The organism is Paenarthrobacter sp. A20, from assembly GCF_024168825.1.
GTDB lineage: Bacteria > Actinomycetota > Actinomycetes > Actinomycetales > Micrococcaceae > Arthrobacter.
This window is the reverse complement of the sequence record NZ_JALJWH010000001.1, coordinates 1044894-1071680: the sequence shown is the minus strand read 5'-3', so window position 1 is coordinate 1071680 and position 26787 is coordinate 1044894. Positions and strand designations below refer to the sequence as shown.

Sequence of the window (26787 nt, the reverse complement as noted above, 5' to 3'; positions counted from 1 at the left end):
GGGGCCCGCGACAGTTACAGCAGGCTGCGCAACACCTGCGCCGCGCCGTCGTCGAGCACTGACGCAGTGACCTCATCCGCAACGGCGAGTACCTCGTCCGGAGCCTGACCCATGGCGACACCGCGACCCGCCCAGGTGAGCATCTCAATGTCGTTGCGCCCATCACCCACGGCTACTGTGTTGGCTTGGTCAGTACCCAGTTTCCGCCGCAGTGCCTCCAGGGCGCTGGCCTTGGTGACTCCCTCAGCGGCAATGTCCAGCCATGCCGTCCAGCCCACCGAGTAGGTCACGCCGGAAAGCCCGATGTGCTTAATGGCCTCGTTGAATTCGTCAGAGGTGTTCTCGCTGCTGAAGACCACCACGCGTACCGCCGTAGCATCCAGCATGGTCTGGAAATCGACGCCGATGGACTCCACGCCAAAGCTGGCGTCCTGGAAGCGCTCGGTGGAGAGGAAGTTTCCGTCCTCGTCCTCCAACGCGTACTTGGCATTGGGCAGCCGCTCGCGCAGGGCCCTCAGAGCTGGCGCGGGATCGAAGGTGGCCTTGTGGATGATCTCGTAACCCTTGTCCAGCGAAGGATCCAGTCGAAGTGTCACGCCGCCATTGCAGCAAACGGCGTAGCCTCGCTCAAGGCCGATCTGCTCGATGATCGGGAGCGTCGCATTGAGCGAACGGCCGGTAGCGATCATGACGTCGTGTCCGCTGGCAACCACAGCCTGGGCAGCGGAGCGAACGCCCGGTGACATGTGGCCATCGTGGTCAACGAGCGTGCCGTCAACGTCCAAGGCGACCATGAGGTTGTTGTTGTTATTTGGCTGGTCATCGATGCCAGCAACTGGAGTATCAGTCAAAATAGTCATGCTTACAGTAGAGCAGACACCTCCGACACTGAACTAGGACCGGCGCCACAGCGGGGGATTAACGGACGATGAACAGTGGTCATTTGGATGCTTGCCCGCCGCTCCGGAGAATCACAAGCTGCTGGGTGGCCCGGGTCATGGCGACATATCGGTCGACGGCGCCCTCTACGCCGGCGCCTTCGTGGCCATCCCCGAATTCCTCCGGGTCCAGCAGGACCACGAGGTCGAACTCCAGGCCCTTGCATAATTCAGGGGTGAGCCAGCCGACGCGGTTCAATGTCGCCTTGGATGCTACGTCGTCCCGCCGGCTGATGACACAAGCCGTGCCCTCCGGGTTTTCGGCGAGCCAGGTTTCCAGGAAGGAGTTGAGCTCCTGCGTTTTTCCATGGACCACGGGGAGGCCGCTGCTGCGGACAGAGGTGGGAACGTTGGCGTCCGGGAGGGCTGCCCTGATGACCGGCTCCGCTTCCGCCATGACCTCTTCAGGCGTGCGGTAGTTGATGCTCAGGCTGGCCAACGCCACGTTGCCCAGGCCCACGCGTTCCAGGCGTTCTTCCCACGACTCAGTGAAGCCGTGCCTGGCCTGGGCACGGTCCCCCACCACCGTGAAGCTTCGTGACGGGCAGCGAAGCAGCAACATGCGCCACTCCGCGTCCGTCAGTTCCTGTGCCTCATCCACCACAATGTGCGCGAACGGTCCTGCGAGGACATCCGGATCCGGGGTGGGCAAGGCGTCCAGGTCCACCAGTTTGTCCCGCATGTCATCGCCGCGCAGCATGTACATCTCCATGTTCTCGGAGTCGTCCGCTGCAATCAGGTCATCCACCACCCGATCCATGAGCTCCCGTTCAGCGGCGAGTGTTGCCTCCTGGCTTCGCCTTCGCCGCGCGGCTTCAGGGTCACCGAGCCGTTGCCGGGCTGCGTCCAGGAGTGGCAGGTCCTCGACCGTCCACGCGTCGGGGAATTCACGCTGCAGCGTGGTTCTTTCATCAGGCTGCAGCCATGGTGCGCACAGGCGCAGGTACGCCGGCACCCGCCACAGCTCGGCCACCAACCCTTTGTAGTCGAGCAGCGGCCACGCACGGTTGAAATTCGTGTGCAGCCCAGCGTTATGGGTGAACGCCCTGCGGAGCAAACTCTCCGGAAGATCGTGCCCGGCCAGCTTATCCATGAGGATTTCCAGCAGCGCCTCCCACACATCATCACGCGCTTCATTGTGCGGGGTCCCTGGTTCTGCGGCATCAAAAGCCTCGGCCCAGTCCTCGGCGCTGAGCCAGACGTCGGCGTAGGGGGTCTCGACCTCCATACCCTTGGCCGGCGGCTCCTCGTAGAACTTCACCGCGCGCTCCACCGCCGTGACCATGTCCACGGACGACTTGAGGCGAACCACCTCCGGATCGCTTTCGACGGCGGCCGTGGCACCTTCGGGGACCAGATCCCGTAACGTGCAGGTCTGCACACCCTCCTCACCCAGGCTGGGAAGAACATCGGCAACGTAGGCGAGGTAGGGCTGGTGGGGGCCAACAAACAGAACATCACTCTTTCGATGGCTGCCGCGGTGGCTGAGTCGGGGATCCGAATAGAGCAGATAAGCCGTCCGGTGCAACGCAACCACAGTCTTTCCGGTACCTGGACCGCCGTCGAGCACTAACGCCCCGCGCGAGCCCGCGCGAATGATCTGGTCCTGGTCCGCCTGGATGGTGCCCAAAACGTCGCGCATCCGTGGTGAGCGGGTGCTTCCCAGGCTGGCGATGAAGGCAGACTGGTCATCAAGGGCCGCGTTCCCCTGCAGCCCGTCAGCGGTGAACACTTCGTCCCAATAGTCACTGATCCGGCCCTGTGTCCAGCGGTACCGGCGCCGGCTCACCAAGCCCATCGGATTGGCGTGGGTTGCACCAAAGAACGGCTCGGCAGCAGGCGAGCGCCAGTCGATCAGGAGCCTGTGCCCTTGGCTGTCATTGAGTCCCAGCCGGCCAACGTACACAGGATCCGGACTGTCCGCGCTCACCATCCGGCCCAAGCAAAGGTCCAGACCGAAGCGCCGCAGGGCCCTAAGCCTCGCGGTGATCCGATGAATCTCCTGGTCACGGTCCAAGGCAGCTTGGCCACGACCCCCTGGCTGCTTTCGCGTGAGGTCGAGGCGGCCCGACAAGTCCGCAATGGATTCCGACAGGTTCTTGGCGATGGCTTCGAATTGCCGCTCGTCGCTGCCTATCAGCTGCGGATCGGCCTTACGTGCACGCTGCTCCGGCAGGGCAAATGCACTGGATTTCAAGGGGCTGATTTCGGGCATTCCACGACTCCCTTTTCCGTTTGTTGTGGGGTTCGTGGATCAATTGTTCGGCATCAGGGGGGCCTTGCCGCAAGCCCCCATGTGCGTTATAAATTGAATATGGAAGGGATCATTCCCTTCTTTTTTTGTGCGCAAATGCCCGCCGAAAGACAACCCCGGAACTGTAGGGTAGTCGGATGTCTTCCCGAATGACCGGCGCCCGGCTGTCAGCCCTCTACGACGTAGAGAACTTGTGGGCCGCGGATGACGACTTCTTCCTGGCGTTCGTGAATGAGCGGCCGAACAGCCGGGTGTTGGATCTGGGCTGCGGCACGGGCAGGATGACCCTTGCGGTTGCTGCGGAGGGTCATGCCGTTGTTGGCATCGACCCAAACCCCCACTCCCTTGCGGCCGCTCGTGGGAAGCGCGGCGCCGACCACGTGACGTGGATCGAAGGTACGTCAACGCAAATCCCTGAAGGGACCTTTGACGTCGCGATCATGACGGCGCACGTGGCCCAGGCGATCAACGACGACGGCGACTGGTCGCGAACGCTTGCCGACGTTCACCGCGCGCTGGCACCCGGCGGGCGTTTGGTGTTCGATACCCGCGACCCGGCGGCCAAGGCATGGGAAGGCTGGAATCCGCCGACGACGCGACGCACGCACACGCTCCCCGATGGCTCCGCCTTGGAAACGTGGATGGAGAGTGTCCTGCTGCCCGGCGGGCTCGTTGCGCTAACCGAGCACCGGCTCCTTGACGGAAGCATCGATGAAACAGAGTCGTCGGTCCTGGCGTTCCGCAGCGAGGACCAGCTGCGCCAAGACCTGGGCCTCGCGGGCTTCGAGGTGGACCACATTCTCGGCGGCTGGGCCGGCGAGGACGTGGGCAGCGGGCAAGGCGAACTGATCGCGCTTGCCCGCAAGCCCCGCTAGAGAACCGGCAAAACCTCAAGTCCGCCAAGGTACTTCTGCAGTGCCTTGGGAACGTTGACGGAGCCGTCCGGGTTCTGGTGGTGTTCAAGAATGGCAACGATCCAGCGTGTGGTGGCCAGGGTGCCATTCAGTGTTGCAACAGCGCGGGTTCCCTTGGCAACGCCTTCCTCATTGACCGCACGCTCGCGGATGTTGAGGCGGCGCGCCTGGAACGAGGTGCAGTTGGACGTCGAGGTGAGCTCGCGGTAGGCGTTCTGCGTGGGGACCCAGGCTTCGCAGTCGAACTTGCGGGCCGCGGACATGCCGAGGTCTCCTGCTGCGGTGTCGATCACGCGGTAGGGCAGCTCGCACTTGGCCAGCATTTCCTCTTCCCAAGCCAGCAGTCGCTCGTGTTCTGCAGCGGCCTCTTCAACGGTGGTGTAGATGAACATCTCCACCTTGTTGAACTGGTGCACGCGGATGATGCCGCGGGTGTCCTTGCCGTGCGAACCGGCCTCGCGGCGGTAGCAGGAGCTCTGGCCGGCGTATCGGATGGGGCCTGCGGAGAGATCCAGGATCTCATCTGCGTGGTAGCCGGCGAGGGCCACCTCCGAGGTTCCCACAAGGTAAAGGTCGTCTTCCGCGAGGCGGTAGATCTCGGCGTCGTGCTTTACGTCGAAACCGGTGCCCTGCATGGTCTCGGGACGCACCAAAGTGGGGGTAATCATCGGGACGAAACCGGCATCGATGGCCTGCTCCATGGCCATCTGCAGCAGTGCCATCTCCAAGCGGGCACCAACGCCGCGAAGGAAGTAGAAGCGCGAGCCGGAAACCTTGGCACCGCGCTCCATGTCGATGGCGCCGATCAGTTCACCGATTTCCAGGTGGTCTTTCGGCTCAAAATCGTTGAATTCGCGGGGGGTACCCACGGTCTTGACCACCACGAAGTCGTCCTCGCCGCCCTCCGGGACACCGTCCACGACGAGGTTGGGGATGACGCGGAGCAGTTCCTCCTGCTTCGCCTGAGCGACAGAGGCTTCAGCGGCGGCGGCCTTGACCGAGTTGGCCAGTTCCTTGACCTCGGCCAAAAGAGCCTGCTTCTCCTCGCCCTTGGCCTGCGCCACCTTCTTGCCGAAAGCGTTCTGCTCTGCGCGGAGGGTTTCATGGCGGATCAGCGCGGCACGGCGATCGGAGTCAGCGGAGATGATCGCGTCCACAACGGACTCGTCGGCGCCACGGGCGCGCTGGCTGGCACGGAACTTGTCCGGATTTTCGCTGAGGTCTTTTACGTCGATCACCAGACAAGAGTATCGAATCCGCCGCGGATTACCGGTCCGTAGTGGGCAAAGGCTGGCCGTCCCGGGGACGAGGCAAAGAGAGGAGTGCCCAGGAGGATAGTGTTGGAGCACCATGAGCGACTGGATCCTGTACGTGATTCTCGCTGGGGGCGTGGCGTTTGCCGTCTCCAGTTGGTGGGGTGTGCGCCGATTGAAAGCCCGGCACACCAGGAGCGCGGTTCGGGAGGACGCCCACAAGCCCGGCCCCGGGGACCAACGCGTTGCAGTCATCCTTAACCCCGTGAAAAACAACGCCGCCGTAGCCCGTCAGGCCATTACCGATGCCTGTGACCTCGCCGGATGGGACGCCCCCAAATTCTTTGAAACCACCCCCGAGGACCCCGGTTACGGGCAGTCGCGCCAGGCGCTGGCCTACGGAGCCGACGTCGTTCTGGCGTGCGGTGGCGACGGGACCGTGCGCGTGGTGGCAGAGTCGCTGGCGCACAAGAACGTGGCCATGGGCCTCATCCCTTTGGGCACCGGAAACCTGCTGGCACGAAACGTGGACCTGGACGTCACAGACCTCGCTGGCTGCATCCAGACCGCCCTGTTCGGCCATCAGCGCTTCATCGATACCGCCACCATGGGGATCGACAACGAAATTACCGGCGAGTCCGCAGAACATACCTTCCTGGTGATCGCCGGCATGGGCTTGGATGCCGAGGTTGTTGGCGACACCAAGGACAACCTCAAAAAGAGCGTCGGCTGGCTCGCCTATACCGAGGCCGGCGTCCGCCACCTGCCTGGCCGCCGAAAACGGGTCACCATCACCATGGATGACCAGCCCGAACAGGCGCGCAAAATCCGCAGCGTGCTGTTTGCCAACTGTGGATTGATCCCCGGCGGTATCGACTTCATCCCGCAGGCCATGATCGACGACGGCATGCTGGACATCGTGGTGATGAGCCCGCGCAGCGCCTTCGGCTGGCTGGCCATGTACACAAAGGTCCTGTTCAAGCACAACGCGAACCTGCCGATGATGAGCTTCTACCGTTCCGGGAAAGTCACCATCCGCAGTCAGGAACCGATGGCGACACAGCTCGACGGCGACCCCTCGGGCGAAGCGACAACAGTCACCGTCCAAGTGGCACCAGGATCCTTGCTGGTGCGCGTGCCGAAAGCCAAAACCGTTTAGACAGCGCCCTTTTCGGGTTGGGCTGTGTTTCTTTCGGCCTCATCAGCCGCGGCCTTGGCGGCAGCCCGGGCCTCGGACTGCTCCTTGATCATGGCTTGCTCTTCTTCAAAACGCAGACGATCCGCCCGATCAGCATCGTCGCCGTCCCAGTCATCTTTGTTATCGATTGACGGCTTGGGATTGACGATCATGCCCTGGCCGTCTTTGTCATCGCTGTGGACAGTCATGACCCATCCCTTTCGTTTGCTATTCATCCATCGTTTATGGATCAGGCAAGCATACGCACAGAAGCATCAGTGCGAAAGGGGAATGGCATGCCCTGTGGACTGCGGCTAGGAGCCCTTCAGAATCGAATCAACCCACGCGTGTGCCGAGGCAAAAGCCGCGTCTGACGTATGCGGAGCGACCACGGCCGGCTGCTTGTCAGCCCGTGCGTAGGAGCCCAGGAACCGGGTTGCCGGGCTGATCCGGTGGAGGCCGGCAAGGGCATCGGCCACCCGTGAATCGGTGGCGTGTCCATCGGCGTCGATGCTGAAGAAATAGTGGCCCAGGTACTGACCAGTGGGGCGTGATTCGATGCGGCTCAGGTTCACTCCGCGGGAGGCGAACTGGTCCAGGATCTCCATGAGGGCGCCCGGGTGATCCTCCGGCAGCGGCACAACCACGGTGGTCTTGTCAGCACCTGTGCGCTCCGGCAAGGGTCCGGGCCGGCTCACCAGGATGAACCGTGTGACCGCATCCGGGTTGTCGCCAATGTTCTGGGCCAGGATGTTGAGGCCGGGTTGCTCGGAAGCGATCAGCGGCGCACAAATGGCCGCTTCGTAAGGAGCATCCTCCTCCAGCAGCCCCATGGCGGAAGCGGCCGTCGAGGATCCGGGAACGTAGTCAGCGTTCGGAAGGTGCTCGTCCACCCAGAGCCGGCATTGCGCCCACGCGTGGCCGTGCGTCGAGATCCTTTTGATGTCGGAAAGTTCGACGCCGGGCCTCGCCACGAGCACGAAGGTGATGGGAACAAGGGCCTCACGGATGATCCGGAGCTCCTGGCCCGTGGCGATCGCATCCAGCGTGGCCGTAACTCCGCCCTCCACCGAGTTCTCGATGGGAACCATGGCAGCATCAGCTTGGCCTTCACGGACACGTTCCAGTGCCGTATTCACGTTGGTACAGGGAATTCTCATGGCGTCAGCAACACCTGGTACCTGCATGAGGGCGGCCTCGGTGAAGGTGCCCTCGGGGCCAAGGAACGTGTAGGTGAGCGCTGACATCGAATATTCCTTGCTGGTTATATGCGCGGTTTAAAGGACTACCGGCTTGAGACCGTTGTCGGACACCATCGGCTTGCCTGCCTCGAACCACATATCCATGCCCCCGGCCACGTTCACCGCCGAATACCCCTGGCCCACCAGCCACTGGACAGCGCGGAAGGAACGGCCACCGGTGCGGCAGATGACGAAGAGGTCGTCGTCGGGATCGAGCTCGTCCAGTCGTGCCGGCAGCTGGTCCAGGGGGATGTGGCGTGCACCTTCAGCGTGCCCTGCCACCCACTCGTAGTCTTCGCGGACGTCCAGAATGCTGGCGTCAGCCGGAATATCGCCCACAGGCACGGTATCGAAGTCGCTCATTGCGGTCCCTTCCCATCGATTAGTCCAGCATCCAGCCTAGTCGCAGCGGCGTGCGGCCAGAACGTTCGCTTGCGTCACGAGGTCCGGACGCTAAGACTGGGACCCAAGCCCTCCCCGAACATTGGCCCGTTAGGAGTACTCCATGGCTGCTGGGCAACCCACCATTCTGGCGACATCCGGTGGCTACAAACCAGGCGAACGCACCCGGATAGAGTTCAACCACTTGATGCACTATGCCGTGGAGCTCTCCGGGGTGAGCGGCCGCCCGCCACGCGTGACACACATCGGGACGGCATCCGGGGATCAGCGTTGGTGGGCCGCGGAAATGGATCAGGCCGCACGTATTGCGGGGTTCGATTTCAGCCACCTCACCCTCTTCCCCATGCCCAATATCGAGGACCCGGAAGCCCATCTCCTGGAACAGGACGTGGTGTGGGTCAACGGCGGCTCGGTGGTGAACCTGCTGGCCGTATGGCGTGCCCACGGACTGGACCGGATCCTCCGGAAAGCGTGGGAAGGCGGCGTGGTGCTGGCTGGCGTCTCAGCAGGATCCATCTGTTGGTACCAGGGCGGCGTCACCGATTCGTTCGGCCCGGAGCTCAGGCCCGTCACCAACGCCCTCGGCTTCCTTCCCTACGCCAGCGGTGTCCACTATGACTCCGAACCCCGCCGCGCTCCTGCCATCCACAAATTGGTGGCCAACGGCACGCTCGGCGAAACGCACTGCACGGACGACGGCGTGGGGCTGGTTTACCAGGGAACGGAACTTGTGGAGGTGGTGTCCGAAGTGAAGAACAAGGCAGCCTTCCGGGTCACCGCCGGTGCCGGCGAAAGTGTGGATGCCGTTGCTGTGGAGGAACGGTTGGAGTCGCGTTTCCTTGGTTGATCCTTCGCTGCAGGCCCTTTCACGACTGACCGCTGTTGAACTCCGCGATGCCCTGGCTTCGGGCGACCTGTCCGCCCGGGAGGCCACCACCCACTTCCTCTCGGCAATCGAATCCCGGAACAAGCAACTGGGTGCCTTTGTCACAGTCACAGCAGAACAGGCTCTCAGGGACGCCGCCGCGGCGGATCGACGGCACGCCATCGTGGTCCGCGAGGGCCGCCGCGATGAGCTGCCCCTGCTTCACGGCATGCCCACCGCATTCAAGGACCTCACCGACGTCGCCGGGGTACCGACAACCCACGGCAGCGCTGCCCTGGAGCATAAACCCGCGCCCGAGGACGGCGCCCTCGCAGCAACCCTGAAGGGTCAAGGCGTCATCTCGCTGGGCAAAACCCAGGTTCCGGAGTTTGGGCTGACCGCGTACAGCGAGAACCGCATCGCACCGCCGTCGCGCAATCCCCATTCCTTGGGGCGAAGCTCCGGCGGTTCGTCAGGCGGCACAGCGGCAGCCGTGGCAGCTGGCCTGGTTCCATTCGCGCCCGGAACAGACGGAGGCGGGTCCATTCGGATTCCCTCCGGCGCCTGCGGACTGGTCGGGTTGAAGCCGGGCCGGGGCGTGGTGCCGTCAGGTGCAAGCGCCGGGGACACTGCCAAGTTGGTGGTCGCCGGACCGCTGGCGCGAACAGCCGCGGACGCTGCGCTGCTGATGGACGCGCTGGTCCCCCGGGATGAAGCGCCCGACGGCGGATATCTCGCCAATGTTGGCCGGGCGCCGGAGCCCCTCAGGATCGGCGTGAGCCTGGACAGCCCGTGGGCAGGTGCCTATCCGTTTGGGATCGAGCAAGAAGCCATGGACGCCCTCACGCTGGGGACCAAGCTCCTGGGAAACGCCGGCCACAGCGTTGCCGAAGCCGAAATCCGGTACGACAACCGCTATCCCGAAGCGTTCACAGCAGCCTGGACTGCCGGCGTCGGGAGTGCCCGGATAGCACCCCAGCGCGAAGCACTGCTGACCCCGCTGACCCGGACATTCCGCCGTCGGGCGCAACAGCGGAGCGCTTTCAAGGTGAATGAGGCACTCGGATTCCTGCGGCAATTCGAGCACGACACCATCGCGCAATACGCGGAATGGGATGTCATCCTCATGCCAACGCTCGCGCAGACACCTCGTCCCATCGGCTGGTTCACGGGCGGCGGACACAGCGGCGAGCCGTGGCCGAGTGAGTGGGCCGGCGACGCTGACGAGGACTACAAGCGGCAGTGCGAATACGCGCCGTGGTCATCCATGGTGAACGTGTGCGGGCTTCCGGCGATCAGCGTTCCTGTGCACGCAACTGCCGCTGGCCTGCCGATGGGAATTCAGCTCATTGGCCGCATGGGATCTGAGCTGTTGCTTCTCCAGCTCGCAGCCGCCCTCGAGGCCAGGTAACAGGGGCGTCTAACATATGGAAAGTGGTTGCCCCGGGCATATATCGATGTGACAATGCCCGCAGTCAGTGCCAGCATTGAGAAAATGAGCACACCTCAAACCACGGCTGAGTCCGCAAAGCCAGCGGGCGATACGTCATTCTTCGGCCATCCAAAGATGTTGGCCAGCCTCTTCTCCGTGGAAATGTGGGAGCGATTCTCCTTCTACGGCATGCAGGGAATTCTGCTCTACTACATGTACTTCACCGCTGAGCAGGGCGGTCTTTCCATTGACCAGGGCCTCGCCGCTGGTTTGGTGGGTGCATACGGTGGTGGCGTTTACCTGTCGACGATCCTCGGCGCCTGGCTCGCCGACCGTCTCTTCGGCTCCGAAAAGGTCCTGTTCGGCTCGGCCATCATGATCATGGCCGGCCACATAGCGCTGGCGCTTCTTCCCGGAATTCCGGGCTTGATCGCCGGCCTGGTACTGGTGGGCATCGGTTCCGGTGGCCTGAAAGCCAACGCCACCGCCCTGGTGGGAACCTTGTACGGCGAGAAGGACGAGCGCCGCGACGCCGGCTTCTCCATCTTCTACATGGGCATCAACATCGGTGGGCTCATCGGTCCACTGGTCACCGGTTTCCTGCAGACGAGCTACGGCTTCCACATCGGCTTCGGCGCCGCGGCCGTGGGCATGGCGATCGGCCTGGTCATCTACTCGCTGGGCCGCAAACGGCTCCCCGAGGAAGCACACCGCGTGCCGAACCCGCTCCCCGCGAAGGACCGCACCCGTTACGGCCTGATCTTCCTGGGCATCCTGATTGTCATCGGCGTCCTGCTCGGCACGGGCTTCGTCAACGCCAACAACCTGGCCCGCAGCATGGCTTACGCGGCCATCGCGGCCTCGGTGATCTACTTGTTCCTGATCTTCCGCAGCCCCCTGGTCACCAGTGTGGAGCGAAAGCGCGTGGTCGCGTTCATCCCGCTGTACATCGCATCGGCTGCTTTCTGGGCGCTGTTCCAGCAGCAGTTCACGTTCATCGCTGTCTACTCGCAGGAGAAACTGGACCGTAACCTGTTCGGCTGGGAAATGCCGGCCGCCTGGGTCCAGTCCATCAACCCGGTGTTCATCATCATTTTCGCCGGCGTCATGGCTACCCTCTGGACCAAGCTCGGCTCCAAGCAGCCCAGTTCGCCGCTGAAGTTCTCGGCCGGCCTCTTCATCATGGGCCTGGCATTCCTGGCGTTCATCCCGCTGGCCGGCGACGGCAAGACCCCGCTGCTGGCACTGGTGGGCATCCTGTTCATGTTCACCCTGGCGGAGCTGTTCTTGTCCCCCATCGGCCTGTCCGTGAGCACCAAGCTCGCCCCGCAGGCGTTCCACACGCAGATGGTGGCACTGTTCTTCCTGTCGGTCTCGCTCGGTACGACCTTGGCGGGCATCCTGGCTGGCCTGTACAACCCCGACGACGAGCTCCCGTACTTCCTGGGCATCGGCGGCGTGGCAATGGTCCTTGCCGTTGGCCTTGCAGCTGCTTCGCCGGCGATCAAGAAGTTGATGGGTGGCGTTCGCTAGCTCGGCTGACGCGGCGCACAGCGCCTGACGCCACGCAAACGGACCAGCGTTGCCTATATTCAGGTGGCGCTGGTCCGTTTCTGTGTCGGCCGCGGGTTTGGGTCGCGCCGATGGGCCTTAACAACGACGGCGACCCTTGCGTTCGGTGGGATTCCCACCTGACGCAAGGGTCGCCGTCGTGCGTGTTTGCTTAGTAGTTCAACCTCGTGGACGAGGCCCCAATGGCCGCGAAGAAGATGATGCCGAAGATCACCGTCAGCGCCACGCCGATGTATCCCATCACGAGTCCGGCGATTGCCATGCCCTTGCCCGCAGGTTCACGCTTGAGGGCGAGGTGGCCCAGAATCACGGCGGCGATCTGCGGAAGGATGAAGAACCCGAAGCCAACAAAGATGGCGATACCGCAGCACATGCTGGCGATGCTCAGGCCCTTGGGCTCGGCCTGCATGGCGTAGTACGCGGGCTGTCCGTAGGGGCTGGGCTGGCCGTACGGCTGCTGGCCATAGGGCTGCTGACCGAATGCCTGCTGCTGTTGGTACGGGCTGGGCGGCTGTCCGTAAGGCGACGGCGGCTGCTGGCTGTAGTCGCCCGGGGTGTACGCACTCTGGCTGCCGGGCGGCTGAGGCTGGGTGTAGAAGTCGCTCTGGCCCTGGGCGTTCTGCGTGTAAGCGTCCTGCCCGTGCGCGCTCTGCTCATAGGACGGGAGCGGCTGCGTTGGGTTGGCACCCTGCTCGAATGGCGGCGGCACGGGGGCGCCGGGCTCGGGCGCCCCGGGCTCAGGGGCACTCTGCGCGGCCGGTTCGGGTGCGCTGAACTGTGCGGGCGGGACGTACTGCGGCGGTTCGTAACCCGCCGGCTTGTCTTCGTTGCCCTTGGCTGGCTGATCTGACATGGAAAATCCCCCTGAATTTGGTCTTTGATCCCAACACTACCGCCGTCCGCGGTGCCACAGAAGGTAGCGCAGGGCTGAAGACATGGGCACAAGGGCCCATCCGGAAAGATTCATGCATAAGCATGGAATTTTTCCGAGTCTGACTCGGTTTACGTCAACAGCGACTTAAACAGCGCTCACCACAGAAATCTGCGGGATCCGTCCCGCGAAGGAGGAATCATGGGTAACTTCGAAGGCAAGACCGCGCTCGTCACCGGCGGCGGCTCAGGACTCGGGGAAGCGATCAGCAAGGACCTCGCAAAAAACGGCGTCAACGTCGTGGTTGCGGACGTCAACTTCGACGCCGCCACCCGCGTGGCCAACGAAATCACGGCCGACGGCGGCACTGCAGTTCCGTTCCAAGGCAACACGGCTGTGGCCGAGGACAGCAAGAAGGCCGTCGACTTCGCCGTGGAGACCTATGGCGCCCTCAACTACGCCGTGAACAACGCGGGCATCGGCGGGGCCAGCGCACCTGTGGGCGACGTCGACATCGAGGACTGGGACCGGGTCATCGCCATCAACTTGAGCGGCGTCCTCTATGGAATGCGCTATCAGATCCCGGCCATCCTTGCCGCCGGCGCTTCCGAAGGTGCCATTGTGAACATGGCCTCAATCCATGGAGCTGTCGCCGCCCCCGGCAACGCCGCCTATACAGCTGCCAAGCACGGCGTGGTGGGCCTGACCAAGAACGCAGCGGCCGAATACGGCGCGCAGGGTCTCCGCGTCAACGCGATTGGACCCGGCTACATCGATACTCCCCTGCTGTCAGCTGCACCGAAAGAAGTGATTAACGGGCTTGAGGCCAAGCACTCGCTGGGCCGGCTGGGCAAGGCGGAGGAGATCGCCAACGTCACTACGTTCCTCCTCTCCGACAAAGCCAGCTTCATGACCGGCTCGTATGTGCTGGTCGATGGCGGGTACACCGCCGTCTAGCCTTTGGCACCCTTGCTATTGAATTTCGCTCCGACCCGGTTTTCGACAACCGGGGCGGAGCGTTCTCTTTCACTAGCACCTGTTCCTGAACGTGACGTGAAACCTGCCTGTTCATGGCGTGCCCCTGCCGCCTTCCAGCGTCACAGGGGCCAGATCCCGGACATTTCCTGTCAGCGGGCCGTGTGGTCTGGCATGCTGGACCCCATGGCTAGCCGAGCGGGCACAGTTGCCCTTCCCCAGGACCTTGTTGACATCACAGCCCTGCTGGACGCGTATTTCGACGTAGCTCCGGATTTGGGCGATCCCGCGCAGCGCGTGGCGTTTGGAACGTCGGGACACCGCGGCTCCAGCTTGAAAGCGTCGTTCAACGAGCCGCACATCCTTGCGATCACGCAGGCAATCGTTGAATACCGCGGACGCCAGGGCATCACCGGGCCGCTGTTTATTGGCCGCGATACCCACGCCCTCAGCGAGCCGGCGCAGAACTCCGCTTTGGAGGTGCTGGCTGCCAACGGCGTGACTGTCCTGGTGGACGCACGCCACGGCTACACCCCGACACCGGCATTGAGCCACGCGATCCTCAAGTACAATCGCGAAGCCGCGCCCGGCACTCCCCAGGCCGACGGCATTGTGGTCACCCCCAGCCACAACCCGCCAGGCGACGGTGGCTTCAAGTACAACCCTCCGCACGGCGGACCCGCCGATACGGATGCCACCGGTTGGATCGCCGACCGCGCCAACCAGCTCCTCGAAAACGGCCTCCGTGGCGTCAAGCGCATCCCCTTGAACGATGCTCTCGCCGCCGACACAACGGGCAAGTTCGACTTCCTCAGCAGCTACGTCGACGACCTCCCCTCCGTTCTCAACCTGGACGCGATCCGCAACGCCGGCGTACGCATCGGCGCCGACCCCATGGGTGGCGCCTCCGTTGACTACTGGGGCGAGATCGGCGAGCGCCACCAGCTCAACCTCACAGTAGTGAACCCCACCGTTGATCCGCAGTGGGCCTTCATGACGCTCGACTGGGATGAGAAGATCCGCATGGATTGCTCGTCGCCGTCGGCCATGGCGTCGCTGATCAAGCGGATGGCTGCGGGCGCCAACGGCACCACTGCTTATGACGTCGCCACGGGAAACGACGCCGACGCCGACCGGCATGGCATTGTCACACCCGATGGCGGCCTGATGAACCCGAACCATTACCTCGCCGTCGCCATCGACTACCTTTACCGGAACCGCAGCGGCTGGAACCCGGAGTCCGTGGTTGGCAAGACCCTGGTATCTTCCTCGATCATCGACCGCGTCGCAGCCGGCCTGGGCCGCAAGCTGGTGGAGGTTCCCGTTGGCTTCAAGTGGTTCGTGCCCGGCTTGCTCTCCGGCGAGGGCGCATTCGGAGGCGAGGAATCTGCCGGCGCTTCCTTCAACAAGCTGGACGGCAGCGTGTGGACCACGGACAAGGACGGCATTCTGCTGGCGCTACTGGCGTCCGAGATCACGGCCGTTACGGGTCAGTCTCCGTCGCAGCTCTACAAGGGACTCACTGACCAGTTCGGCGCACCCGTTTACGCCCGCATCGACGCTGCCGCCACCCGCGAGCAGAAGTCCAAGTTGGGCAAGCTCTCCGCCGCCGACGTCACCGCTACCTCCTTGGCCGGCGAAGAGATCACGGCCAAGCTCACTGAGGCTCCGGGCAATGGCGCTTCGATCGGCGGCCTCAAGGTTGTCACCGAGAACGCCTGGTTCGCAGCCCGCCCCTCAGGCACCGAGGACGTCTACAAGATCTACGCCGAGTCGTTCAAGGGCGCGGACCACTTGAAGCAGGTGCAGGAAGAGGCCAAGGCGCTGGTGGACGGAGTCATCGCGTAGGTTCCTCAGTGGCTCTGGGCGTCCCGGGTCCAGAGCTTGAGGATGCGCCGGATGGTGTGGTCGCCCTCCGGCGCCATGTCCACCAGGGCTATGTGGTCAAGCACGACGACGTCTCCTGACTTGGGGCGCCTGCCGTCATGGTGCGAGATGTGCGGCCGATAGTGGTCAAGGATGTAGTTCGGCGTAGCGATCCTCCCGCCGATGCTGGTCACGGCATCCACCATCTCTTCGTGCAGTCCCTGCAGCAACGGGTTGTGGTGGATCAAGCTCACCGGGATGGACCCCATGTGCCCAAAGCCCGCCTCTTCACCCACGGTTAGCCTGGTTCCGAGGGCTCCCTTGACTGGCGCTTCGGCCAAGTCCGTCAGAACATCGGCGACGTCGGCACTCACCTCAGTGCCGGCGTCGAACCTTAGCAGCGTGATGTGAAGCGGCCAGTCGCTGCGCGGAAAAACCAGCCCCGGCTGCACGGGCTCCGTGAACGCCACCCAGATGAGGTTCCGCATAGGCATAGTTTGCCACCCCGGCTTCATCGCCCTCTCACCTCCCGGCCCCAATTCCCGGATCCTCTCCCACCTCCCGCGGCAATATCCCAAGCCCTCTCTCACTTCCCTATAGGGTCGGGGCAAGCGCAATCTGAATCTGGGGGAAATGATGAGGCTTGAAGGTTGGCACGTCCTGGTAATTCTCGGCCTGCTTGTGGCCGTGGTCGTCGCGATCGCAGTGATCCTGATAGTTGGCCTGGTTATGCGAACTCTTGCCAGCCGAAACGACGATCAAGATCCGGGCGCATTCCGCCAATAGGTTTGGCCCTCATGCTTCCGCCCGCGTTCACACGCCGGAAGTGATCGAGCGTTTCCGGAAAGGCGACGAAAGGTGAGAGAGCGTCGGAAGGGCGGATGCTCTCTTTACTTACGCACCTCGGGAGTCGAGCAGGACTCGGAGGACTTGCTCGAGGGGCTCCGTCAGTTGATCGGCGGAAGCTGAGACGAGGGGCTGCACTTCCGTGGCCGTCCGCAGCATCACCAATCCCAGCATCAGCGCGATAGCCATTTGGGCTCGAAGGAGAAGCGGCTGCGAAGCGGAGTCATCCGCACTCCAACCTGCGGCTGCGGCGAGTTGTTCGGTGAAGCGCTCCAAGGTCCTGCGGCGGATCGCATCGGCGTTCTCGTCGCCGGATGAACGGAGCAGGAGCAGGAGTTGCAGGGGGTCGTCGGCGTTGGGAGCCTCGACGACGTGCGCCAGGAGCCGGGCGATCACCTCGTCAACGCTGGCCGCGCGAGCCCGGGTTTGGGGATCCAGCTCATCCACAGTGCGGTTCATGCACGCTTCGAAGAGGCCCTCTTTGGAGCCGAAATACCGGTTGATGAGGGCTACGTTGACGCCCGCATCCGCTGCGATGTGGCGAACAGTGGTGGCGCGATAGCCCTCGGTTGCGAAGCGCCTGCGGGCGGCGCGAACCAGCGCCCGCCGGGTGACGTCCGCGTCCCGACCCGAACGAATCAATTCGTCGTCCGCCAAAGCTGCCCCGCCGTCGAGATGTTTTGGTTCCTGTACTTCGTTGCCCACTCCCCCACTCTAGCCCGGCAAACCCGCAAGTAAACGATTGTTGACATAGGTAACTAAATTGATTTACGCTCTAAGTAATCAATCGTTTACATGCCGAGGAGAACCATGTCCAGCACCATTGAGCGCCCGACAAGCGCACCGGCACCGGGTACGGAGGCTCACCGCAAACGCGGCAAGGCGATCATCGCCTATCTCTCCCTCGGCGGCCTTTCATTCGCGGTCCTGCAGTCCTTGGTCGCACCCGCCCTGGGCACCATCGGGAAGGACCTTGGCGTAGCAACAAGCGACGCAAGCTGGGTGCTGACGGCTTACCTGCTCTCCGCTTCCGTGCTGACTCCGATCCTTGGGCGCCTCGGCGACATGGTGGGCAAGCGCAAGGTCCTGATCGTGGTGCTCTCCCTGCTTCTGGTCGGCGCGGTTCTCGCCGCTATTGCACCCAACCTGACGGTCCTGATCATTGGCCGCGTGCTTCAAGGCGCCGCGGGTGCGGTGATGCCACTATCCATCGGCATCGTCCGCGACGAGCTTCCGAAGGAACGCGTCAGCGTCACCATCGGCCTGCTGTCCGCGATCTTCGGCATCGGCGCCGGTGTTGGAATTGTCGCTGCTGGTCCGATTGTTGAGGCACTGTCCTGGCACTGGCTGTTCTGGTTACCGGCCGGGCTCGTACTGATCGCCCTCCTCGGAGCTATCTTCGGAATGCCCGAATCTCCCGTCAAAACCCCAGGCAAGCTCGATCTCCTGGGCACCGGCATTCTTTCCGTCGGCCTTGTAGCCGTGCTTCTGGCCATCAGCGAGGGCCAGACCTGGGGCTGGGGCGACGGCAAGACCATCAGCCTGCTCCTCGGTGGCGGCATCGCGCTGATCGTGTTCGTGTTCGTGGAATTGCGCGTGGCAGAACCGCTGATTGACGTGCGACTGTTCCGCAACCGTGGCGTGTGGACCGCGCACATCGTGGCGTTGGCCTTCGGCTTCGCAATGTTTGGAACCTTCGTCCTGGTTCCCACGATCCTTCAACTGCCAACGGTCCTTGGCTACGGGTTCGGCAAGACCGTCAGCGAAGCTGGCATCTACCTGCTGCCGACCGTCGTCGCTATGGTGATCTCCGGCGTCATTGCTGGCGCCCTCATCCGCAAGGTGGGGCCCAAGATTCCGATGATCCTCGGCGCTGTGGCCGTCACCGTCGCGTTCATCATTCCGGCATTGGGACACGGTGAAGAGTGGCAGATCGTGGTCTCGGGCATCCTCACCGGCATCGGCATCGGCATGGCACTGGCCGCGACATCAAACGCGATTGTCGAAAGTGTTCCTGCGACCCAGACCGGCGAGGCCATCAGTGCCAACACCGTGCTGCGCACCGTCGGCAGCAGCATTGGTACGGCCGTCATTGCCGCGCTCATCTCCTCAAACATCACCCCGCAGGGCGCGCCTTCGGACGATGCGTTCACCATCGGCTTCTGGGTATCCGCCGGGATTGGCGTGCTGGCGCTCCTCGCTGCGCTCGTTGTTCCGTCCCGGGTGCAACGGCGCCGGAATGCGGAAGCTGCGGGGATCGACGACTTCGACGAAGCTGCCTGACCGCCACGAACGCAAAACGCCCGCTCACGTACGGTGAGCGGGCGTTTTTTGTGGAGTCTTAGACGGTGCGAACGACGTCGTCGTAAGCGAACTTCGGCTTTGCTTCGCCCCAGGCGTCCGGACCGGGCTGGCCGATGTTGACCACCAGGAAGCTCTTCTGGTCACCGGCCGGGAAGAACTCGGCGTCGATGGCGGAGAAGTCAGCGCCGGTCATCGGGCCGGCTGCGAAACCGAGGGAGCGCACGGCCAGGATGAAGTAGCCGGCCTGCAAATGAGCGTTGTTGTTTCCAGTAGCAGCGGCGAAGGCGGGATCGGCGTCGTACATTGCCTTCGGCGCGCCGTAGGCGGGCAGGAACTTGTCCCACTGACCCTGCCAGTCAGTGTCGTAGGAGAGGACGGCGACCAGCGGCGCGGAGGCGGTCTTGGCCTTGTTGCCGTTGGAAAGGGTGTCCACCAGCTTGGCGCGGGCTTCGTCCGAGCGGACATAGGTCACGCGGAGCGGCTGGGAGTTGAAGGCGGTGGGGCCGAACTTGGTGAGCTCGTAGATGGCGCGGGCCTGCTCGTCGGTGACCTCACCGGCGAAGCTGTTGGCGGTGCGGGCTTCGGCAAAAATGGCGTCGACTGCTGCGGCGTCAATGACTGCTTCTTCGTGGGCGATCGTCATTCGTAAACCTTTCGCTGGGCCCTGGCCTTACAGGCGGCCGGGCACTTCTGCTTTCCATGGTTGCAACTTCAACTTCCGTTGTCCTCTTCCCGTGACGGCCCGTGACGTTGGGCACACAGCGTGACTTCGCGTGTCGTTTCTTTGAGTTGTGAGGCCTGTTGTGCGCGCTCCCGAGCGCGCGAGGCGCGTAGAGCAGGCCCCGCAATGGCGGTAATGTTGCACCGAATCCCAACACTTTTCTGAGGAAGGCCCGGCCATGAGCATGCTCGGCATGAAATGGAAGCTCCACGGCAACGGCAAGTCCATTCGCCCCGGCCACGTGGTGGCACCCGACGAGCGGGTCGCCTGGCCTTTGACCATCGGCATCGGCATGCAGCACGTGGTGGCCATGTTCGGCGCCACCTTCCTGGTCCCCATCATCACGGGCATGCCGCCGGCCACCACCCTCTTCTTCTCCGGCATCGGCACCCTGCTGTTCCTGGTGATCACCAAGGGCCGCGTGCCCAGCTACCTGGGGTCGAGCTTCGCGTTCATTGCCCCGATCATGGCGTCCCAGCAGCAGTACGGCGTCAGTGGCGCCTTGGGCGGCGTGGTGCTTGCCGGCGTCGTACTGGCGCTAATTGGTGCGGTGGTCCAGAAGTTCGGCGCCGAGTGGATCAACCGGCTGATGCCCCCGATCGTCACCGGCGCCATCGTGGCGCTGATCGGCCTGAACCTGGCCCCGGCTGCCAAGGCGAACTTCGACCTCGCACCGGTTACCGCACTGATCACGTTGGTCACGATCATCCTGGTTTCTGTTCTTTTCCGCGGAATTCTGGGCCGCTTGAGCATCCTGGTGGGCGTGGTGGTGGGGTACCTCGTGGCGATTATGCGTGGCGAGGTTTCCTACGAAAAGATGGACGCCGCCGCGTGGATTGGACTGCCTTTCTTCCAGACGCCCGAGTTCCACATCGGCGTGGTGGGGTTGTTTGTTCCGGTGGTGCTGGTGCTGGTGGCTGAGAACGTGGGGCACGTGAAGTCCGTGGCTGCGATGACGGGGCAGAACCTCGACGGCGTCTCCGGCCGCGCGCTGATGGCCGACGGCGCGGCGACGGTACTTGCCGGGTTCGGCGGAGGTTCCGGTACGACGACGTACGCGGAGAACATCGGCGTCATGGCCGCCACCAAGGTGTATTCGACGGCGGCCTACTGGGTGGCCGGTATTTTCGCCATCCTGCTGAGCTTCTCCCCGAAATTCGGCGAACTGATCGCGACCGTGCCGGCTGGTGTGCTGGGCGGTGCCGCGACGATGCTCTACGGCATGATCGGCGTGCTCGGCGTTAAGATCTGGGTGCAGAACAAGGTCAACTTCTCCAACCCGATCAACCTGACGACGGCCGCTGTGGCTTTGATTATTGGCATCGCCGACTACACGTGGACCATCGGCGAGCTGAAGTTCACGGGCATTGCCCTTGGTTCCGCTGCTGCCCTGGTGATCTACCACGGCATGAAGGGGCTGGCTCGCTGGCGCGGGACCGTCGCTGAGCCGGAAACTGAGACGGCGGGGCTGCCACCTGCGGTGAAGTCGGCGATGAATGCGGCGGCCAAGCGGGGCGGGAAGAAGGGGAAGTAGGGGTGGGAGTGATCTCCGGATGAGGAATCCACTCCTTTGAACTAGTCACCTGGAGAACTTCGGTTGATGCTGAATCATGCGTCCCATCAATGCTTGGTTAGAGGGTCCTACCCGGACTCGGACCTGGGTGCCCTCACCGCTGCGATAGTAACTTTTACCTGGACAGCCGGTCTCGTGGCCTTTGCAGGATTCAAGTTCAGCACGCGGGATGCCCGTGGCTGGCTGAACCACGACGGCGGTCCTCACCTCGGCCTAAGGCGAGGACCGCCGTCGGGCTTGGCTCAGCGACGTACCTCTGCGTCGGCCGCCCTAAGACCTTGCCGGATCTTTTCCTGACCCCCCTCGTCCCAGCCGCCTGAACCGGCGAGGGGGATTTCGGTGATGTACTTTCTCTGTTCCTTCGGAATCCGGGCAGCAACGAGATCGGGCGTGGACGCAGCAGCGGCGTACAGGTTGGGTCCGTCGGCGTAAAAGGGATCGGTGAGGACCAGGCGTCCGTCGCGGGTGCGCATGACGTTGTGTGGATTTTCGTCCAGAGGCCCGCACCAAGGCAAGCTGTTTCTGGCCTGCTCGTGGACGCCTCGCAATATGCCGGCAAGGACCTCCATTTCAGGGCTCCCCTTCGCTATTTTCAGCAAGAACCCCTTTGCCTCCTCCTCTGATACCGGGAGAAGCCATTCCATGATCTGCAGGTCACCTCCCCCGTTCAAACGGCGATGATCATGGAGTTCCGGGACCTGACGAGTGCCGGCTGCTTCACGGTAGAACTCTGCTGTGAAGGGACCCACTGGATCGAATGGGCTGATTCGCGCTACAACGGCGCCATTCGGCGAGCGGAGCGCAATCGCCCAGTCTCCAGCGCCGCAAGACGCCCAGCCATTTTCACGGAGGAAATGCTCTATGTCTCTATGGTTGGGTCGCGGACCGAGGGATGCGAACGTTAGTGTCACCCTGGGCGTGTCGTGCAGTTCCAACGGTGATCTCCTGATGGATTTCAAGTCTTACTGACGTTCGAGGACTTCTTCCAGGCTTTGACGCGGGTTAGCCAATCTTTGACGAGGGCCGCTGTCAGCACAGGCTGGTCCAAATGTGCGTTATGGCCAGCGTGATCGAGGACCACGATCGTGGACTGCGGGTAACTATTGGCCAGAGCAATCTGATCCTGAAACCCGACCACATGGTCTTGGCGCCCGGCCAGGATCAGAGTGGGTCCTTGGAAGGCGGCGAACCGGCCCTCAGGCTCTTCGCGGAGCGCATAGTTCTTCGATATTCGCTCAATGGCGGCCGGGTCGAAGATCCGCAACCCTGGCAGCGCCGCATCCCGGAAGCGGGACCAGTTCCCGGGAGATTGGACCACGGACATTGCTTCGTAGTCCGCAGCATCCACGGGATCCAAGGTTGCCATCAGCGCAGGGTTTGTTCGGATCACCGTTCGCTGAGGCACCGCTCGTGACCCGTGATCCGCAAGGACCACCGGGCAGAGGAGTGCAACGCCCAGCACTTGATCCCCGAATTCGGCTACCAAGTGACGGGCGATCATGCCACCGAAGGAGTTTCCGAGGATGGCAAACTCCGCATCGCCGAAAGTCTCCCGCGTGAACGAGACAACGGCGTTTGCGACAGCATCTGTGCTGTCGATCTCAGGCCCCGCCGCGGTTTGGCCCATACCTGGCAAGTCGACATAGACCCGCCGCCATTGACCGTGAGCATCGAACACCGGGTCGAGGCCAAGCAAGAGTCGATGATCGACGCAGAATCCGTGGATGACCAGGACTGGGGTCCCCGCCCCAAATTCAACAGAATGCACTCTCGAACGCTAACACCGCGCTGGTGCTGAAGCGGCGGCCCCGCTAGCTCCCGAACTTGGTGTCGAAACGGCTCATAAACGCGGCCATGGCATCACGGGCAACCGGCTCAAGCGGCCGATACGTCTTAGTCCCGTTAGCCTCGGCCCACCCGGTACTGATGCCGCTGCTCGCGAGCCAGGTGATCTGTTTGTAGAACGGGTTGTTCGTGGCAACATCGGCAAACGGCGACTTCGCGGGAGCGGTGAAAGCGGGCGAGCCGGCCAAACGGTACATGAACGCGGCCATCGCATCACGGGCTACCGGTTCAAGCGGCCGGTACGTCTTGGTCCCATTCGCCTCGGTCCACCCGGTACTGATGCCCTTGCTGGCAAGCCACGTGATCTGCTTGTAGAACGGGTTATCCGTGGCAACATCGGCAAACGGCGACTTGGCAGGGGCCGTGAAGGCGGGCGAGCCGGCCAAACGGTACATGAACGCGGCCATCGCATCACGGGCTACAGGGGCAAGAGGTCGGTAGGTCCTGGCACCGTTGGCCTCGGTCCACCCTGTCGAAATGCCGCGGGACCCGAGCCAGTTGACTTCGGCAGTGAATTGGCCGCCGGAGATATCAGAGAAGATGGATCCCGGGTTCTTGGCGAACGCGGTCAACTCGGTGAGCGAACCCCTGAAGACGTTCTGGTCCCCCGGGAACACTCCGGACTCGGCGTGCTGCCACAAGGTGTAGTTTTTCCAACCGGCCGGCATCGCTCCGGGCGTCGACGCCCAGCTCGCGATGTGGAGCGGATGGTTCCCGAAACCGTTGGCCTTACCCGTGCAGTCCTCCCACCAATTAGTGGTGGTGTAGATGGCGGGAAGGCGGCCGGTTCGCGACAGGATGGTGGTTGCGAAGTCGGAGATCCACGAAACCATCTGGGCGGGGGTCATTCCATAGCAGGCGCCGTCGCCATAGGGGCTGTATTCCAGGTCCAGCAGGGCAGGCAGCGTTTTCCCATCCGGCTTCCAGGCCGCACCGCTCTGGAGGAAGTAGTTGGCTTGCGCTGCACCGGACGACGCATTGGGGAGGGCGAAATGGTAGGCGCCGTGCAGCAAGCCGGCAGAAGCAGCCCCCGAGTATTGGGCCTGGAAGTAGGGATTGCGGTAGGCGGTCCCCTCGCTGGCCTTCACGTACGCAAATTTGGCACCGTTGGCTGCGGCCTTGGTCCAGTCCACCACGCCTTGGTGGCTGCTGACGTCCATTCCGCGCACGCCGGACGGCACTGCTAAAGCGGACTCCGTGCCTTGGATGGAAAACAACTTCTGGTCCGCTCTTTCATGATCACGAAGTGTCGATCCCATGGCGTGGTCGTTCTGGGTTGCGGGCGGTTCTTCAGACGCGATGGCCGCCCCTGCCCCCGACGCGGCGAGCACCACGGTGGCTAGCAGCACAGCCGTGGCTTTCAGGCGACCTGGGCAGCGGGACATGGAGAACTTCATTCGACGATTCCTTAGGAGTGCGGGAGGAACCGGCGCCCCCACGTCATTCAGCACAGCCTACTATCCGGCTTAGGCCTCCCAGCGCAGCAGGTCGCCGGGCTGGCACTCGAGCACCTCGCACAACGCCTCCAGCGTGGTAAACCGAACCGCCTTCGCCCGCCCGTTCTTGAGCACAGCCAAGTTGGCCGGCGTGATCCCCACTCGCTCGGCAAGCACACCCACCGGCATCTTGCGCTTGGCCAGCATGACGTCGATGTCCACGATGATCGGCATCAGATCACCTCGTCGAGCTCGGCCCGCAAGCCAGCAGCCTCAACGTCACGCGCAACGGCCTGGGCCAGCAGCGTACGCAAGATCAGCACCAGAAGAGCCACTCCCCCGATCATCAACGCAGCGCCGCAAATGAGCAGAACAACACCGGGCGCAATGTCGCCCGGAGCCAGCAGCGCCGCAATCGTAAACATCAGCAGTGCGGCCACAGATACAGCCCCGAAGATGATGTCCACAAACCGGAAAGCCCCGTGGGAGAACACCGTCCCGCGGCGCACCATCGTCAGCAACCTCCACACGCAGACCGCAACTACCTGCATGCAGAGGATTCCCAGAACCACAATCACCAGCAGCGTAATCCGCGGACCGTCGGGCGCACCGACCTCAACAAGGTCCGTAGAAAGCAGCGGCACCATCCACACCTGGACGAACAGCGAGCCTGCCAGCACCATCGCGATCACAACCCGCAATGCGAGGATCGTCAGCTTACCCATCGGAACTCCTTTATCGAACAACAACCTGATTCTATCGAGATTCGATCGTTATGCAATCGATCCAATGTTAGGAGAGGAAATAGTCAGCTTGCTTACTAAAGCGCCCTTACCTAGGCTGGAACAGGTCAGACAAACAACTCTCACAGCGGCGGTATCGCCCAAAAAGCACCCCGCTGCGCAACGAGGAGGAACAATGTCAGAACACAACATCGCAGGCAAGAAGGTCGCTTTTCTCCTGACAGACGGCGTGGAGCAGGTTGAGCTCACCAGCCCCTGGCAGGCCGTGAAGGATGCAGGTGGCGAGCCCACGCTTGTAGCGCTTTCCACAGGAAAGCTCCAGGGATTCAACGGCGTGGAGAAGGGCGACACGTTCGACGTCGACCTCGCAGTGGCCGACGCCAACGCCTCCGACTTTGACGCACTGGTACTCCCGGGTGGCGTCGTGAACGCGGACAACCTCCGCGTGGACAAGGACGCGCAGAACTTCACGCGGGCCTTCTTTGAGCAGCACAAACCGGTGGCTTCGATCTGCCACGGACCGTGGATCTTCATCGACGCCGGCGTGATCAAGGGCCGCAACGTCACGTCGTACCACACGCTCCAATCGGACCTGAAGAACGCCGGCGCCAACTGGACCGACGAAGAAGTGGTGTGCGATCAAGGCCTGGTCACCAGCCGCAACCCGGACGACCTCCCGGCATTCAATAGCAAGCTCGTGGAGGAAATCTCCGAGGGGCAGCACGCTGGCCAGACCGCTTAGCGGCCACCGAGGCACATACGGCAAGTGCCGCCGTCGTACTTCATGTAGAAGTACGACGGCGGCACTTGGCGTTTCCCTGACCTAGGTCATCCGGATGTTCCGCTTCCTTGGGAGTGGGACGGTGGCAGTTTCGGTATCTCGAACGCTGCTATGGGGGCTCCGCGTAGAGTCTGAGAATGAACCCCTTGGAGCAGCCTGTACTCGTTGCGCCCCCTTACAGGCTCCGTCCGTTTACGACAGCCGATGTTCCTGTGGTCCAGGAAGCCTCGCGCGATCCACTAATTCCTGCCATCACGACAGTTCCCGCCAGCGGTTCACGCCAGGCAGCTCTGGCCTTCATCGAAAGACAGCACCAACGCCTAGTTGATGGCACCGGGTACTCCTTCGCTATTGCTGATTCCTCCTCCGATCAGGCGGTTGGCCAAATCGGGCTGTGGCTGAAGAACCTCAGCCAGGGCCGGGCGAGCATTGGCTATTGGGTGGCGCCAAGTCATCGTGGGAAGGGAGCTGCTTCCTCTGCTTTAGCTGCCCTCGCCGTCTGGGGTCTTGCGCAACCCGGGATTCAGCGATTGGAACTCTACGTCGAGCCTTGGAATGAGGGCTCCTGGCGCGCAGCCGAGCGCAGCGGGTTCGTACGGGAAGGGACCTTGAGGAGCTGGCTAGAGATTGGCGGCCAGCGCAAGGACATGTAAATGTACTCGCGCCTTCTTACTCGCTAGGAAATCACCCTAATCGGGCCTCCCTGCTCCATTGCGGTTTCGGTGTCCCACATCCTTAGAAGTGGGACACCATTAGTGGGACACTCCCCTGTGGAGAT

General features: G+C 63.0%; 27 protein-coding genes. 12 read left to right on the top strand and 15 right to left on the bottom strand.

Features of this window, described 5'->3' with window-relative positions:
* Positions 1-14: 14 nt before the first annotated feature.
* Positions 15-860, bottom strand: a complete 846-nt coding sequence (locus J3D46_RS05130) for an HAD family hydrolase (protein WP_231341169.1) — start codon at positions 858-860, stop codon at positions 15-17.
* A gap of 79 nt (positions 861-939) precedes the next feature.
* Entirely contained in the window at positions 940-3153 is a 2214-nt protein-coding gene (gene helR, locus J3D46_RS05125) for an RNA polymerase recycling motor ATPase HelR (protein ID WP_253465482.1), read from the bottom strand.
* Positions 3154-3329: 176 nt separating this feature from the next.
* On the opposite strand from helR, the gene J3D46_RS05120 reads away from it, so the two are divergent.
* Positions 3330-4067, top strand: a complete 738-nt coding sequence (locus tag J3D46_RS05120) for a class I SAM-dependent methyltransferase (protein ID WP_253465479.1) — start codon at positions 3330-3332, stop codon at positions 4065-4067.
* Here the strand turns inward: J3D46_RS05120 and serS are convergent.
* Complete coding sequence (gene serS / locus J3D46_RS05115) at positions 4064-5344, bottom strand: serine--tRNA ligase (protein WP_253465476.1); 1281 nt, start codon at positions 5342-5344, stop codon at positions 4064-4066. The two genes, J3D46_RS05120 and serS, sit on opposite strands and share 4 nt — an antisense overlap.
* Positions 5345-5456: 112 nt before the next feature.
* On the opposite strand from serS, the gene J3D46_RS05110 reads away from it, so the two are divergent.
* Positions 5457-6518, top strand: coding sequence for a diacylglycerol kinase family protein (locus tag J3D46_RS05110; RefSeq protein ID WP_231341173.1), 1062 nt, complete (start codon positions 5457-5459; stop codon positions 6516-6518).
* Here the strand turns inward: J3D46_RS05110 and J3D46_RS05105 are convergent.
* The 3 genes from J3D46_RS05105 to J3D46_RS05095 all read right to left on the bottom strand — a co-directional run bounded on the left by J3D46_RS05105 (position 6515) and on the right by J3D46_RS05095 (position 8140).
* Positions 6515-6745, bottom strand: coding sequence for a hypothetical protein (locus J3D46_RS05105; protein WP_253465473.1), 231 nt, complete (start codon positions 6743-6745; stop codon positions 6515-6517). The genes J3D46_RS05110 and J3D46_RS05105 overlap by 4 nt on opposite strands.
* A gap of 105 nt (positions 6746-6850) precedes the next feature.
* The gene (gene pheA / locus J3D46_RS05100) at positions 6851-7783 is read right to left on the bottom strand and encodes a prephenate dehydratase (protein WP_253465470.1); all 933 of its coding nucleotides are present in this window, start codon (positions 7781-7783) and stop codon (positions 6851-6853) included.
* Between the two features lie 30 nt (positions 7784-7813).
* On the bottom strand, positions 7814-8140 hold the full coding sequence (locus tag J3D46_RS05095; protein ID WP_026540906.1) for a rhodanese-like domain-containing protein: 327 nt from the start codon (positions 8138-8140) through the stop codon (positions 7814-7816).
* Positions 8141-8282: 142 nt separating this feature from the next.
* Between J3D46_RS05095 and J3D46_RS05090 the strand changes: the two genes are divergently transcribed.
* The 3 genes from J3D46_RS05090 to J3D46_RS05080 are packed head-to-tail and all read left to right on the top strand — an operon-like array spanning position 8283 to position 12009.
* Positions 8283-9026: a peptidase E gene (locus tag J3D46_RS05090; protein WP_231341176.1), complete on the top strand. Its 744-nt coding sequence runs from the start codon at positions 8283-8285 to the stop codon at positions 9024-9026.
* Complete coding sequence (locus J3D46_RS05085; protein ID WP_253465467.1) at positions 9019-10455, top strand: amidase; 1437 nt, start codon at positions 9019-9021, stop codon at positions 10453-10455. Before J3D46_RS05090 ends, J3D46_RS05085 begins: the two co-directional genes overlap by 8 nt.
* A 54-nt stretch (positions 10456-10509) precedes the next feature.
* Positions 10510-12009 carry a peptide MFS transporter gene (locus J3D46_RS05080; protein WP_253465464.1) on the top strand — a complete coding sequence of 500 codons (1500 nt, stop codon included), beginning with the start codon at positions 10510-10512 and terminating at the stop codon, positions 12007-12009.
* A gap of 190 nt (positions 12010-12199) precedes the next feature.
* On the opposite strand, the gene J3D46_RS05075 is transcribed toward J3D46_RS05080, so the two are convergent.
* Positions 12200-12901 (bottom strand): DUF4190 domain-containing protein, encoded by a 702-nt coding sequence (locus J3D46_RS05075; RefSeq protein WP_253465461.1) that lies wholly within the window; start codon positions 12899-12901, stop codon positions 12200-12202.
* Between the two features lie 219 nt (positions 12902-13120).
* Between J3D46_RS05075 and J3D46_RS05070 the strand changes: the two genes are divergently transcribed.
* Both J3D46_RS05070 and pgm read left to right on the top strand, forming a co-directional pair.
* The gene (locus J3D46_RS05070) at positions 13121-13876 is read left to right on the top strand and encodes an SDR family NAD(P)-dependent oxidoreductase (RefSeq protein ID WP_231341180.1); all 756 of its coding nucleotides are present in this window, start codon (positions 13121-13123) and stop codon (positions 13874-13876) included.
* Positions 13877-14080: 204 nt separating this feature from the next.
* Complete coding sequence (gene pgm, locus J3D46_RS05065) at positions 14081-15742, top strand: phosphoglucomutase (alpha-D-glucose-1,6-bisphosphate-dependent) (protein WP_253465458.1); 1662 nt, start codon at positions 14081-14083, stop codon at positions 15740-15742.
* Positions 15743-15747: 5 nt separating this feature from the next.
* Here the strand turns inward: pgm and J3D46_RS05060 are convergent, their stop codons facing one another.
* Positions 15748-16248: a 2'-5' RNA ligase family protein gene (locus J3D46_RS05060; RefSeq protein WP_253465455.1), complete on the bottom strand. Its 501-nt coding sequence runs from the start codon at positions 16246-16248 to the stop codon at positions 15748-15750.
* A gap of 145 nt (positions 16249-16393) precedes the next feature.
* On the opposite strand from J3D46_RS05060, the gene J3D46_RS05055 reads away from it, so the two are divergent.
* A complete protein-coding gene (locus tag J3D46_RS05055) occupies positions 16394-16546 on the top strand; it encodes a hypothetical protein (protein ID WP_253465452.1) in 153 nt (50 codons plus the stop codon).
* Between the two features lie 108 nt (positions 16547-16654).
* Here J3D46_RS05055 and J3D46_RS05050 read toward each other — a convergent pair whose 3' ends face one another.
* Entirely contained in the window at positions 16655-17311 is a 657-nt protein-coding gene (locus J3D46_RS05050; RefSeq protein WP_253465449.1) for a TetR/AcrR family transcriptional regulator, read from the bottom strand.
* 105 nt (positions 17312-17416) lie between these two features.
* Between J3D46_RS05050 and J3D46_RS05045 the strand changes: the two genes are divergently transcribed.
* Entirely contained in the window at positions 17417-18889 is a 1473-nt protein-coding gene (locus tag J3D46_RS05045) for an MFS transporter (RefSeq protein WP_253465447.1), read from the top strand.
* A gap of 58 nt (positions 18890-18947) precedes the next feature.
* On the opposite strand, the gene J3D46_RS05040 is transcribed toward J3D46_RS05045, so the two are convergent.
* Complete coding sequence (locus J3D46_RS05040) at positions 18948-19553, bottom strand: malonic semialdehyde reductase (RefSeq protein WP_231343430.1); 606 nt, start codon at positions 19551-19553, stop codon at positions 18948-18950.
* Positions 19554-19809: 256 nt separating this feature from the next.
* Here J3D46_RS05040 and J3D46_RS05035 point away from each other — a divergent pair, with 256 nt between their 5' ends.
* Positions 19810-21165, top strand: a complete 1356-nt coding sequence (locus tag J3D46_RS05035; RefSeq protein ID WP_253465444.1) for a uracil-xanthine permease family protein — start codon at positions 19810-19812, stop codon at positions 21163-21165.
* A gap of 281 nt (positions 21166-21446) precedes the next feature.
* Here the strand turns inward: J3D46_RS05035 and J3D46_RS05030 are convergent, their stop codons facing one another.
* The 5 genes from J3D46_RS05030 to J3D46_RS05010 form a co-directional block, all read right to left on the bottom strand.
* Positions 21447-21677 carry a hypothetical protein gene (locus J3D46_RS05030; RefSeq protein ID WP_253465441.1) on the bottom strand — a complete coding sequence of 77 codons (231 nt, stop codon included), beginning with the start codon at positions 21675-21677 and terminating at the stop codon, positions 21447-21449.
* A 482-nt stretch (positions 21678-22159) separates the two neighbouring features.
* Positions 22160-22972, bottom strand: a complete 813-nt coding sequence (locus J3D46_RS05025; protein ID WP_253465438.1) for an alpha/beta fold hydrolase — start codon at positions 22970-22972, stop codon at positions 22160-22162.
* Between the two features lie 43 nt (positions 22973-23015).
* Entirely contained in the window at positions 23016-24446 is a 1431-nt protein-coding gene (locus J3D46_RS05020; RefSeq protein WP_253465436.1) for a lysozyme, read from the bottom strand.
* 69 nt (positions 24447-24515) lie between these two features.
* Positions 24516-24719 carry a helix-turn-helix transcriptional regulator gene (locus tag J3D46_RS05015; RefSeq protein ID WP_231343434.1) on the bottom strand — a complete coding sequence of 68 codons (204 nt, stop codon included), beginning with the start codon at positions 24717-24719 and terminating at the stop codon, positions 24516-24518.
* Positions 24719-25210 carry a DUF2975 domain-containing protein gene (locus J3D46_RS05010; protein ID WP_253465434.1) on the bottom strand — a complete coding sequence of 164 codons (492 nt, stop codon included), beginning with the start codon at positions 25208-25210 and terminating at the stop codon, positions 24719-24721. The genes J3D46_RS05015 and J3D46_RS05010 overlap by 1 nt, the downstream gene beginning before the upstream one ends.
* Positions 25211-25403: 193 nt before the next feature.
* On the opposite strand from J3D46_RS05010, the gene J3D46_RS05005 reads away from it, so the two are divergent.
* Both J3D46_RS05005 and J3D46_RS05000 read left to right on the top strand, forming a co-directional pair.
* On the top strand, positions 25404-25970 hold the full coding sequence (locus J3D46_RS05005; protein ID WP_253465431.1) for a type 1 glutamine amidotransferase domain-containing protein: 567 nt from the start codon (positions 25404-25406) through the stop codon (positions 25968-25970).
* A 176-nt stretch (positions 25971-26146) separates the two neighbouring features.
* Complete coding sequence (locus J3D46_RS05000; protein WP_253465428.1) at positions 26147-26662, top strand: GNAT family N-acetyltransferase; 516 nt, start codon at positions 26147-26149, stop codon at positions 26660-26662.
* Positions 26663-26787 lie beyond the last annotated feature (125 nt).